Origin of the sequence: Streptomyces sp. HUAS YS2, assembly GCF_033343995.1 — a bacterium.
Classification (GTDB): domain Bacteria; phylum Actinomycetota; class Actinomycetes; order Streptomycetales; family Streptomycetaceae; genus Streptomyces; species Streptomyces solicathayae.
In genome coordinates, this window is record NZ_CP137573.1 from 3,548,349 (window position 1) to 3,560,031 (window position 11,683).

Annotated in this window: 11 protein-coding genes; 6 read left to right on the top strand and 5 right to left on the bottom strand. The window is 70.8% G+C overall.

The features are described 5' to 3' along the window. Nucleotides 1-150: 150 nt before the first annotated feature. A complete protein-coding gene (locus R2D22_RS16165; RefSeq protein ID WP_318104174.1) occupies nt 151-621 on the bottom strand; it encodes a hypothetical protein in 471 nt (156 codons plus the stop codon). A gap of 98 nt (nt 622-719) precedes the next feature. Here R2D22_RS16165 and R2D22_RS16170 point away from each other — a divergent pair, with 98 nt between their 5' ends. Next, nucleotides 720-1,481, top strand: a complete 762-nt coding sequence (locus R2D22_RS16170; RefSeq protein WP_318104176.1) for an SDR family NAD(P)-dependent oxidoreductase — start codon at nt 720-722, stop codon at nt 1,479-1,481. Between the two features lie 78 nt (nt 1,482-1,559). Here the strand turns inward: R2D22_RS16170 and R2D22_RS16175 are convergent, their stop codons facing one another. Beyond that, a complete protein-coding gene (locus tag R2D22_RS16175; protein WP_318104179.1) occupies nt 1,560-2,753 on the bottom strand; it encodes an RtcB family protein in 1,194 nt (397 codons plus the stop codon). 171 nt (nt 2,754-2,924) lie between these two features. Here R2D22_RS16175 and R2D22_RS16180 point away from each other — a divergent pair, with 171 nt between their 5' ends. The 3 genes from R2D22_RS16180 (at nt 2,925) to R2D22_RS16190 (ending at nt 6,181) form a co-directional block, all read left to right on the top strand. Further along, a complete protein-coding gene (locus R2D22_RS16180) occupies nt 2,925-3,857 on the top strand; it encodes a DUF3558 domain-containing protein (protein WP_318104181.1) in 933 nt (310 codons plus the stop codon). Between the two features lie 117 nt (nt 3,858-3,974). Next, nucleotides 3,975-4,700, top strand: coding sequence for a DUF3558 family protein (locus R2D22_RS16185; RefSeq protein WP_318104184.1), 726 nt, complete (start codon nt 3,975-3,977; stop codon nt 4,698-4,700). Nucleotides 4,701-4,831: 131 nt separating this feature from the next. Continuing rightward, on the top strand, nt 4,832-6,181 hold the full coding sequence (locus R2D22_RS16190; RefSeq protein ID WP_318104186.1) for a DUF2637 domain-containing protein: 1,350 nt from the start codon (nt 4,832-4,834) through the stop codon (nt 6,179-6,181). A 228-nt stretch (nt 6,182-6,409) separates the two neighbouring features. On the opposite strand, the gene lysS is transcribed toward R2D22_RS16190, so the two are convergent. Beyond that, a complete protein-coding gene (gene lysS / locus R2D22_RS16195; RefSeq protein WP_318104188.1) occupies nt 6,410-8,131 on the bottom strand; it encodes a lysine--tRNA ligase in 1,722 nt (573 codons plus the stop codon). Nucleotides 8,132-8,309: 178 nt separating this feature from the next. Here lysS and argS point away from each other — a divergent pair, with 178 nt between their 5' ends. Next, nucleotides 8,310-10,088, top strand: a complete 1,779-nt coding sequence (gene argS / locus R2D22_RS16200; RefSeq protein ID WP_318104191.1) for an arginine--tRNA ligase — start codon at nt 8,310-8,312, stop codon at nt 10,086-10,088. Between the two features lie 57 nt (nt 10,089-10,145). On the opposite strand, the gene R2D22_RS16205 is transcribed toward argS, so the two are convergent. Continuing rightward, entirely contained in the window at nt 10,146-10,415 is a 270-nt protein-coding gene (locus tag R2D22_RS16205; RefSeq protein WP_318109797.1) for a DUF1876 domain-containing protein, read from the bottom strand. Nucleotide 10,416: 1 nt separating this feature from the next. On the opposite strand from R2D22_RS16205, the gene R2D22_RS16210 reads away from it, so the two are divergent. After that, on the top strand, nt 10,417-10,710 hold the full coding sequence (locus tag R2D22_RS16210) for a winged helix-turn-helix transcriptional regulator (RefSeq protein WP_318104193.1): 294 nt from the start codon (nt 10,417-10,419) through the stop codon (nt 10,708-10,710). Here the strand turns inward: R2D22_RS16210 and hemB are convergent. Next, entirely contained in the window at nt 10,664-11,662 is a 999-nt protein-coding gene (hemB, locus tag R2D22_RS16215; protein WP_318104194.1) for a porphobilinogen synthase, read from the bottom strand. The two genes, R2D22_RS16210 and hemB, sit on opposite strands and share 47 nt — an antisense overlap. Nucleotides 11,663-11,683 lie beyond the last annotated feature (21 nt).

Genomic DNA, 11,683 nt, shown 5'->3' on the forward strand with positions numbered 1-11,683 from the left:
TCCGCCCGCCGCCGCAAGATCGGGGCGGGCTCTGCGTACGTCAGCCTGTGCGCGGGGAAAGACGCTCACCACTCGTGGGCTCCACTCGGAGCCCCGCTTCACTCTTGCGGAGTTGAGGTCCCGGAGGACGCCCCCTGGAAGACGTGCGGATCAGAAGACGTACGGGTCGCCCGTCGCCAGCACGAGCACCTCGTGCTCGTTGTTCTTCGGGTTCCGGTCGCTCGCCCCGCCGTTCCACGCCGTGTCGACCTCGACCGTCAGCTCCTCCGGCTCACCGGCCGTCCGCAGCTCCAGCGCCAGCTCCCGCACCGCCCCGGACGCCCGCAGCGGCCCCGTCCCGCACAGCACGACCCGGTCACCACCCCACAGGCACGCCGCCGGCAGCTCCTGACCCGGCGCCGGCGGCGCGGAGAAGGTCAGCCGCACCGTCGCACCCGGAAGCGGGGAAGGACCGTGGTTCCCGCTCTCCAGCAGGACGCCGATCCGCCCCTTCCACAGCGTGACGTGCCCGTGGTGGGCCACATCCGCCTCCGGGGCGATCGCACGAGCGCCGCCCCCCGCACCGAGAACCGTCGTCGCCGCCAGAACCACAGCCGGAAGGGTCTTGCGCAAGACACTCATGGGGCGAAGATACCGATTGCGACGCATATGTTCTGATTACCGGTCAGTCCGGCGCGTCTATCCTGACCGGGCATCGACCACACGCCCGAGGAGCACGCATGTCCGCCGGTAACAGGATCGCCGTCGTCACCGGAGCGAGCAGCGGCATCGGTGCCGCCACCGCCCGCCAACTCGCCGCCGCCGGCTACCGCGTCGTCCTCACCGCCCGCCGCAAGGACCGCATCGAGGCCCTCGCCGCCGAGATCACCGAGGCCGGCCACCAGGCGACCGCCTACCCCCTCGACGTCACCGACCGCGCCGCCGTCGACGAGTTCGCCACCGCCTTCCGCACCATCGCCGTCCTCGTCAACAACGCCGGCGGCGCCCTCGGCGCCGACCCCGTCGCCACCGGCGACCCCGAGGACTGGCGCCGCATGTACGAGACCAACGTCATCGGCACCCTCAACGTCACCCAGGCCCTGCTCCCCGCGCTCACCGCCAGCGGCGACGGCACCGTGGTCGTCGTCGGCTCCACCGCCGGCCACGCCACCTACGAGGGCGGCGCAGGCTACGTCGCCGCCAAGAACGGCACCCGCGTCCTCGCCGAGACCCTCCGCCTGGAGATCGTCGGCACCCCGGTCCGCGTCATCGAGATCGCCCCCGGCATGGTCAAGACCGACGAGTTCGCCACCACCCGCTTCCGCGGCGACACCGACAAGGCCGCCAAGGTCTACGCCGGCGTGGCCGAACCCCTCACCGCCGAGGACGTCGCCGACACCATCACCTGGTCCGTCACCCGCCCGCCCCACGTCAACATCGACCTCCTGGTCGTCCGCCCCCGCGCGCAGGCCTCGAACACCAAGGTCCACCGCGAGCTCTGACCGCCCGGGGAACGGCGAAGGGCCGCCCCGTCGGGGCGGCCCGGAACTCCGGCGGTCCGGGCCCCGGCCCGTCCCGCGTCAGCCCTTCACGCAGATGACCTGCTTCAGCTTGGCGACGACCTCGACCAGGTCGCGCTGCTGGTCGATGACCTTCTCGATCGGCTTGTAGGCGCCCGGGATCTCGTCCACGACGCCGGCGTCCTTGCGGCACTCGACGCCCTGCGTCTGCTGCTCCAGGTCCTTCGTCGAGAACCGGCGCTTCGCCGCGCTCCGGCTCATCCGCCGGCCGGCTCCGTGCGAGGCCGAGTTGAACGCCGCCTCGTTGCCGAGCCCCTTCACGATGTACGAGCCGGTTCCCATGGAACCCGGGATGATCCCGTACTCACCGGCGCCCGCGCGGATCGCGCCCTTGCGGGTGACCAGCAGGTCCATGCCCTCGTACCGCTCCTCCGCCACATAGTTGTGGTGGCAGGAGATCACCGGGTCGAAGGTCGGCTTCGCCTTCTTGAACTCCCGGCGGATCACGTCCTGGAACAGCGCCATCATGATCGCGCGGTTGTACTTCGCGTACTCCTGCGCCCAGAAGAGATCGTGCCGGTACGCCGCCATCTGCGGGGTGTCCGAGACGAACACCGCCAGGTCGCGGTCGATCAGGCCCTGGTTGTGGGGCAGCTTCTGCGCCTGGCCGATGTGGTACTCGGCGAGCTCCTTGCCGATGTTCCGGGAGCCCGAGTGCAGCATGAGCCAGACGGCACCGGTCTCGTCGAGACAGAACTCGACGAAGTGGTTTCCGGATCCGAGCGTTCCCATCTGCTTCTCGGCCCGGTCATGACGGAACCTGACCGACTCCGCGACCCCGTCGAACCGCTGCCAGAAGTCGTCCCAGCCCGCCGTCGGGAACCCGTGCAGCCGCCCCGGGTCCACCATGTCCCGGTGCATCCCCCGGCCCACCGGGATCGCCTGCTCGATCTTGGAGCGGAGGCGGGCGAGGTCACCGGGGAGGTCGTTCGCCGTGAGCGACGTCTTCACCGCCGACATGCCGCAGCCGATGTCCACGCCGACCGCCGCCGGGCAGACCGCCCCGTGCATCGCGATCACCGAGCCGACCGTCGCGCCCTTGCCGTAATGCACGTCAGGCATCACGGCCAGGCCCTTGATCCAAGGCAGCGTCGCCACGTTCTGGAGCTGCCGCATGGCCCCGTCCTCGACCGACGAGGGGTCCGTCCACAAGCGGATGGGCACCTTCGCGCCCGGCACCTCTACGTACGACATACTTCCTCGATTCCCCCAAAAAGACAGAAAACGCAAAAACCGGCATCAAGGCCCGTACAGGTGACGACGGACCGGCATCAACGGCAGTGCGTGCGATACACATTGTGTCCACCGGCCCGGTCCGGGCGGCAAACAGTTTTCGGGAGTCACGGGAGAAGGGAGCCTGCGCTCGTGCAGCGAAAGGCGTACGACCCCGGCCACGCGGCGCGCCCCGCGCGCCACCGCGCGGCGCTCACCACGGCCGCCCTCGCCGCCGCCGTCGTCGCGCTCGGCGCCGGCCTCACCGGCTGCTCGGCCGGCACCTCCGCCGACGGTCTGGCGGCCGACGCCAAGGCCGGCACCGCCGGGCCGCGCACGGTGCCGCCCGGCCGGTACAGCACGCTCTTCGAGCCGTGCGGCTCCGTCGAGCAGGCCACCCTCAAGGACCTGCTCCCCGGCGCCGCCGAGCTGCCCGACGAGCAGCGCGAGAAGGTCTACGCGGGCGCCCCGGCCGTCACGTACGACAACGGCCGGCGGGTCGGCTGCACCTGGAACGCCGACGGCCCCGACACCTCGCACGAGCTGACCCTCGACCTCGAGCGCGTCGTCTCCTACGACCCCGCCGTGAGCGACGACGACCGCGCGCAGCAGGTCTACTCAGGCAAGCAGATCGCCGCGCATCTGCCCTCGCCCCCGGTGTCCCCGCCCCCGGCGACGGGCACCACCGGCACGGGCACCGCGAGCAAGGCTCCCGGCTCCACCCCGGCGACGCCCCCCGCGTCCCCCACCGCTCCGGCCTCCCCGCCGGTCTCCCCTTCCGCGCCCGGCGGCTCCGCCCCCGCCGGCTCCGTAGCCCCGCCGGGTGCGACGGCCGGCGCCACGGGTCTGGAGCCCCGTGTCCTGGAGGGGCTCGGTCACGCCGCGTTCCTCAACGATGTACTGACCGAAGCCGGCTCGGCGTCCCGTCAGCGGACCGTGAGCGTGGTCTTCCGCACATCGAACGTGATCGTGACCGTCGAGTACACCGAGCAGGTCACCGCCACCGCCGAGCTGCCCGACAGCAAGGAACTGCAGGAAAAGGCGCAGAGTCTGGCCCGTCAGCTGGCGGACCGGCTGGAGGACTAGTGTCCCCGCCGGTCCGGCCCCGAACCGGCTCCGGGCCCGTCCGCACGCCCTCCGCCCACCGCCCGCCGCGTAACGTGTCGGCAGACCCGCGTACGTCAGCGACCGACTGAAGGAACCATGCACCGATCAGCCCCGCGACTCACCCGCATACTCGCCTGCGCCGCCGTCCCGGTGATGCTCGTCGTCGCCGGTTGTTCCTCGGACTCCGACGGCGAGACGCCGGGCAAGGGCGCCGCAGAGTCCTCCGCCGGCTCGTCCAAGACGCCCAAGGACGCGACCCCGACCGTCGCCCCGGCGAAGTTCGCCAAGCTCCCGGAGGCCTGCAAGGCGATCACGGCCAAGACGGTCGACGCCCTGGTGCCGAAGGCCAAGACGAAGACCGGCACGGCGGGCAAGTCGACGGACCTGTCCAGCCGGAGCAGCTGCTCGTGGAACGGTCTGGTCGACAAGGGCCTGAAGGGCTCCGAGTACCGCTGGCTGGACGTCTCGTTCCTGCGGTACGAGTCGAACCCGACGCTCGGCAGCGGCGAGGAGCGCGCAACGGAGAACATGGCGAAGGAGGTCGCGAAGCTGAAGGCGACCGAGGGCGCCAAGGGCGTGCGCGAGTCGCCGGCCAACGGTGTGGGCGACGCGACGACGGCCGTGTCGTACCAGCTGCGCAAGACGAGCACGGACTTCGTGTACGCGACGACGGTCGCCCGCACGGGCAACGTCATGATCGTCATCAACTACAACGGCGCGGGCTACGCGGGTGCGGAGAAGCCCGTCGCGCAGAAGCTGATGGACAGCGCGGTGCTGGCGACGAAGGACGCGGTGGCGGCGGTGGCCGCGGCGAACAAGTAGGACGAGTGGTGGGCAAGTAACCCGCGTCGCACCTGCTTTGGCGGAGTCCGGCCCTCCCCAGGAGACCGGGCTCCGTCGGCGTGTGCCAGGCTGTGCCGCGCGAGTAGTCGTACGACGGGAGGGGTCGCGGGATGGCCGCGATGCAGCTGACACGGACACACCGGATATTGATCGGTGTCGTGGTCGCCGGTGCGGTGGTCATCGCCGGGATCGGTTTCGCGGGTTCGTACGCCGCTGTGCGCGAGCTCGCCGTGCAGAAGGGCTTCGGCACCTTCTCCTACTTCTTCCCGATCGGCATCGACGCAGGCATCTGTGTGCTGCTGGCACTGGATCTGCTGCTGACCTGGATCCGGATACCGTTCCCGCTGCTGCGGCAGACGGCGTGGCTGCTGACGGCGGCGACGATCGCGTTCAACGGCGCGGCGGCGTGGCCGGACCCGCTGGGTGTGGGCATGCACGCCGTGATTCCGGTGCTGTTCGTGGTGGCGGTGGAGGCCGCGCGGCACGCGGTGGGCCGGATCGCGGACATCACGGCGGACAAGCACATGGAGGGCGTGCGGCTGACGCGGTGGCTGCTGTCCCCGGTGCCGACGTTCCGGCTGTGGCGGCGGATGAAGCTGTGGGAGCTGCGGTCGTACGAGCAAGTGATCAAGCTGGAGCAGGACCGGCTGATCTACCAGGCACGGCTGCAGGCCCGTTACGGCCGGGCGTGGCGGCGCAAGGCGCCGGTGGAGGCGCTGATGCCGCTGCGGCTCGCGCATCTCGGTGTGCCGCTGTCGCAGACGGCGGCGTCGGGGCTGGCGGCGGCCGGGATCGAGCCGGTGCTGCTGCCTCCACAGCCGGCACCGCAGGAGCAGGCCACGGCCGCGCAGCCGGTGGCGGCGATCCCGGCGGCGGCCGCGCCGGCGGTGGCGCAGACGCCGGAGCTGGAGCAGGGCCACGCGGCCCAGCAGGAGCAGGCGCAGGCGGAGGTCCAGGCGGAGGCGCAGGGGCAGCCGCAGCCAAACGAGCAGCAGGTCGCGGCCCCGGCGCAGGACGCCGTCCCGCAGGAGGCCGTCGCGCAGGGCCCCGCCCCCGAGGCCGCTTCCGAGGCCGCGAACCACTGGTTCTACAACCAGCAGCAGCTCCCGCCCGAGGCGTACCAGGGCGGCTACGACCCCACGTACGTCGACGGCCTGGAGCCGACCGCGGTGGCGGTGCCGCAGGGCCCTGAGGAGGCGGCCGTGATCCCCGCTCCGCGCGAGGAGGCCGTTCCGGCCTACGTGGAGCCGGGCATGGAGGAGTTCGCGGAGGCCGCGTACAAGGCGATGTGGGACTTCGTCGACGAGCAGCAGCAGTTCCCGACGGTGGAGCAGCTCGACATAAGGCTCAGCGACATGTACAGCGTCCAGCACCCGCGCAGCGCGTCGATACTGCGCGAGCTGCACCCGCGGATCCGGCAGCGGATCGAGCAGGAGATGGCGGAGAACTACATCCCCTGATCCTCACGCTCACAACGGCGAAGGGCCGCCACCCGGTCTCCCGGTTGGCGGCCCTTCGCCGTACGTCGCCGTACGGCGTGAGCGGCTACGCGCCCAGCAGCTTGCGCACGCGGACCCCTCCCTGACGCCGGCCTCGCACCGCTCGGCCCCAGGGGGCCTCTCGGGCTTCGGCCGGCTGCGCCGGACTCCGTCCGCCGACCAGCCGGCCGCCCGCGTGCCCCCGTGCGGCTACGCGCCCAGCAGCTTGCGCACGCGGTCGGCGCCGACCGCGAGGAGCAGGGTGGGCAGGCGCGGGCCCGTCTCCCGGCTCACCAGGAGCTTGTAGAGCAGGGCGAAGAACGCGCGCTGGGCGAGCTTCAGCTCGGGCGTGGGCTTGGCCTCGGGGTCGAGACCGGCCATGACCTTCGGGACGCCGTAGACGAGCGTGGTGAGCCCGTCGAGCGACCAGTGGGTGTCGAGGCCCTCCAGGAGCAGGCGGAGCGATTCGCGGCCCTCGTCGTCGAGCGAGCCGAGGAGTTCGGCGTCGGGCTCGTCGCGGACGACGGTGCGCTGGTCGGCCGGGACCTGGGTGGTGATCCAGTTCTCCGCGCGGTCGAGCCGCGGGCGGACCTCGTCGAGCGCGGTGACCGGGTTCTCCGGGTCGAGCTCGGTGAGGATGCGCAGGGTCTGCTCGTCGTGGCCGGCCGTGATGTCCATGACCGAGGCCAGCGTGCGGTACGGCAGCGGCCGCGGCGTGCGCGGCAGCTCACCGGCGGCGGTGCGGGCGGCGCGGGCGTAGGCGGCGGCGTCGGCGGGCAGCACGCTGCCGTCCTCGACCTTGGCCTCCAGCTTGTCCCACTCGTCGTAGAGCCGCTGGATCTCCTGGTCGAAGGCGATCTTGAAGGACTGGTTGGGCCGGCGGCGGGCGTAGAGCCAGCGCAGGATCTGCGGCTCCATGATCTTCAGCGCGTCGGCCGCGGTCGGCACGCCGCCGCGCGACGAGGACATCTTGGCCATGCCGCTGATGCCGACGAAGGCGTACATGGGCCCGATCGGCTGCACGCCGTCGAAGATCCGCACGATCTGGCCGCCGACCTGGAACGACGAGCCGGGCGAGGAGTGGTCGACGCCGGAGGGCTCGAAGATGACGCCCTCAAAGGCCCAGCGCATGGGCCAGTCGACCTTCCAGACCAGCTTGCCGCGGTTGAACTCGCTGAGCGCGACCGTCTCGGCGAAGCCGCAGGAGGTGCAGGTGTAGGCCAGCTCGGTGGTCTCGTCGTCGTACGAGGTGACGGTGGTCAGGTCCTTCTCGCACCGGCCGCAGAACGGCTTGTACGGGAAGTAGCCGGCGCTGCCGCCGGAGCCGTCGTCCTCGGCGGCCGCGCCGGAGCCCTCGGCGGCCTCCAGCTCGGCCTCGTCGACCGGCTTCTGCGACTGCTTCTTCGGCGCCTTCTTCGTCCGGTACTGGTCGAGGATGGCGTCGATGTCGGCGCGGTGCTTCATGGCGTGCAGGATCTGCTCGCGGTAGACGCCGGAGGTGTACTGCTCGGTCTGGCTGATCGGGTCGTACTCGACGCCCAGCTCCGCGAGCGACTCGACCATGGCGGCCTTGAAGTGCTCGGCCCAGTTGGCGTGCGGCGAGCCGGCCGGGGCCGGGACGGACGTGAGCGGCTTGCCGATGTGCTCGGCCCAGGACTCGTCGATGCCGGCGATGCCGCCCGGGACCTTGCGGTAGCGGTCGTAGTCGTCCCAGGAGATGAGGTGCCGGACCTCGTACCCGCGGCGGCGGATCTCGTCGGCGACCAGGTGCGGGGTCATGACCTCGCGGAGGTTGCCGAGGTGGATCGGGCCGGACGGGGAGAGGCCGGACGCGACGACGACCGGTTTGCCAGGCGCACGTCGCTCCGACTCGGCGATGACCTCGTCCGCGAAACGGGAGACCCAGTCGGTCTCGGTGCTGCTCTGAGCCACGGTCGGTACGTCCTTCTTCCTTGATTCCCTCGAAAGCCTTGCAGCCTTACGTCAGCCATTCTCCCAGACGGAACGGAGCACTCCGAGGTTGTCCACAGGTGGAGAAAACACGTTGCCCACCCGTGGGACACTTGACAAGCGATATAGCCCAGAACACCACCGACAGGAACGGAAGCTCATGGCCTCGGTCCCTTCCCTCGCTTCGACCGTGCAGCAGCGCCTCGCGGAAGGTCTCTCGGCAGCCCTGCCGGAGGCCGGTTCCGCCGACCCGCTGCTGCGACGAAGCGACCGGGCCGACTTCCAGGCCAACGGCATCCTGGCGCTGGCCAAGCAGCTCAAGGGCAACCCGCGTGAGCTGGCCACGAAGGTCGTCGGGGCGATCCCGGCGAACGACGTGCTGAAGGAGATCGAGGTCTCCGGCCCCGGCTTCCTGAACATCACGGTGACCGACGCGGCGATCGTGCGGACGCTGGCGGCGCGCGCCGCGGACGACCGGCTCGGCGTGCCGTTCGACGAGGCCGCCGGCACCACGGTGATCGACTACGCGCAGCCGAACGTGGCGAAGGAGATGCACGTCGGCCACCTGCGGTCGGCGGTCATCGGCGCGGCCATGGTCGAGATCCTGGAGTTCACCGGCGAGAAGGTGGTCCGCCGCCACCACATCGGCGACTGGGGCACCCAGTTCGGCATGCTCATCCAGTACCTGATCGAGCACCCGCACGAGCTGGACCACAAGGCCGAGGGCGCGGACACGGAGGTCTCCGGCGAGGAGGCCATGTCCAACCTGAACCGGCTGTACAAGGCCTCGCGGGCGCTGTTCGACTCGGACGAGGAGTTCAAGACCCGGGCGCGGGCCCGTGTCGTCGACCTCCAGGCCGGTGACGAGCAGACCCTGGCGCTGTGGCAGCGGTTCGTGGACGAGTCGAAGATCTACTTCTACTCGGTCTTCGAGAAGCTCGACATGGACATCCAGGACCCCGACATCGTCGGTGAGTCGGGCTACAACGACATGCTGGCGGAGACCTGCCGGCTGCTCGAGGAGTCGGGCGTCGCGGTCCGCTCCGAGGGTGCGCTCTGCGTGTTCTTCGACGACATCAAGGGCCCGGAGGGCAACCCGGTCCCGCTGATCGTGCAGAAGTCGGACGGCGGCTTCGGCTACGCGGCCACCGACCTGTCGGCGATCCGGGACCGCGTGCAGAACCTGAAGGCGTCGACGCTGCTGTACGTGGTGGACGCGCGGCAGTCGCTGCACTTCAAGATGGTCTTCGAGACGGCCCGCCGCGCGGGCTGGCTGAACGACGAGGTGACGGCGTTCCAGCTGGCGTTCGGCACGGTCCTCGGCAAGGACGGCAAGCCGTTCAAGACCCGTGAGGGCGAGACGGTCCGGCTGGTGGACCTGCTGGACGAGGCGATCGACCGGGCGACCGAGGTCGTGCGCGAGAAGAACAACGAGAAGATCGCCCTCACCGAGGAGGAGATCGTCGAGAACGGCGCCCAGATCGGCATCGGCGCGGTGAAGTACGCCGACCTGTCGACCTCCGCCGTGCGCGACTACAAGTTCGACCTGGACCAGATGGTGTCGCTGAACGGCGACACGTCGGTGTACATCCAGTACGCGTACGCCCGTATCCAGTCGATCAAGCGGAACGCCGGCGACGCCGTGCCGACGGCCCACCCGGAGCTGGAGCTGGCCCCGGCCGAGCGCGCGCTCGGTCTGCACCTGGACCAGTTCGGTGCCGCGATCGCCGAGGTGGCGGAGGAGTACGCGCCGCACAAGCTGGCCGCGTACCTCTACCAGCTGGCCTCGCACCTGACCGCGTTCTACGACCAGTGTCCGGTCGTGAAGGCGGACACGCAGGAGCAGAAGGAGAACCGGCTGTTCCTGATCGACCTGACGGCGCGGACGCTGCAGCGCGGCCTGGCGCTGCTCGGCATCCAGGCGCCCGAGCGCCTCTGACGGCCTGATCCGTACGACGAAGGCCCCGGCACGGTTCTCCGTGCCGGGGCTTCGTCGTCAGTGGATGGGGCGCGAGGTGCGGCCGGAGACCTCGTCGATCTCCGTGTGGGCCTTCTGCAGGAGCTGGGAGGCGAGGTCCATCAGGGCCCGCGCACCCGCGATCTCCTCGCCGACCCGCAGCTGATCGGGATCCGACGGGTGCCGATTGGCGGTCCCGTGGGCGCGGAACTCGGTGCCGTCGCCGAGCCGCACCATGGCCGCCGCCCTCGTACGGTCGCCTTCCTCCTGGAACTCCATCTCGATGTGCCATCCGACGAGCGTCTGCATCATGAGGACCACCTCCAGCGGTACCCCTCCAGAGTGCGCCGCCGTGCCGCTCCCCACCAATCAGGCGACGGCCCGTACGGTGACGCCGACGTCGCCGCCCCGGGTCGACTACGCGCTGACGCCGGTCGGCGCGACCCTGTCGACGGAGGTCGCCTCGCTGATCGCCTGGTCCGAGCGGGGACGGGAGACGGAAAACCCCCTCCCGCCGAGGCGGAAAGGGGTTCCTGAGCTGGGTGGGGCTGCGGGGCTCAGCTCTCGCGGAGCTTCCGCGCGGCCTCGGTGGCCCAGTAGGTGAGGATCATCTGCGCGCCGGCGCGGCGGATGCCGGTGAGGGTCTCCAGGATCGCCTTGTCGCGGTCGATCCAGCCCTTCTCGGCGGCCGCCTCGACCATCGCGTACTCGCCGCTGATCTGGTACGCGGCGACGGGGACGTCCACGGCCTCGGCGACCTTCGCGAGCACGTCAAGGTAGGGCCCCGCAGGCTTCACCATGACCATGTCCGCACCCTCCTCCAGGTCGAGCGCCAGCTCGCGCAGGGACTCACGGACGTTGGCGGGGTCCTGCTGGTAGGTCTTGCGGTCGCCCTGCAGGGAGGAGCCGACGGCCTCGCGGAAGGGGCCGTAGAAGGCGGAGGAGTACTTCGCGGTGTACGCGAGGATCGAGACGTCCTCCTTGCCGATGGTGTCCAGGGCGTCCCGGACCACGCCGACCTGGCCGTCCATCATGCCGCTGGGGCCGACGACGTGGACGCCGGCGTCCGCCTGGACCTGGGCCATCTCGGCGTAACGTTCCAGCGTGGCGTCGTTGTCGACGCGACCGTCGGCGTCCAGGACGCCGCAGTGGCCGTGGTCGGTGTACTCGTCGAGGCACAGGTCGGACATGATGACGAGGTCGTCGCCGACCTCGGCCTTCACGTCGCGGATGGCGACCTGGAGGATCCCGTCGGGGTCGGTGCCCGCGGTGCCGGCGCCGTCCTTCTTCGCGTCCTCCGGCACGCCGAAGAGCATGATCCCGGAGACCCCGGCCTCCAGCGCCTCCACGGCCGCCTTCCGCAGGGTGTCGCGCGTGTGCTGCACGACGCCGGGCATCGCGGAGATGGGGGCGGGCTCGCTGATGCCCTCCCGCACGAAGGCGGGCAGGATCAGGTCGGCCGGGCTGAGCCGTGTCTCGGCCACCATCCGCCGCATGGCAGGAGTCGTCCGCAGCCGCCGCGGCCGCGCCCCGGGAAAGGATCCGTACGAGTTCATACGCCCGAGGCTACGCCCGGA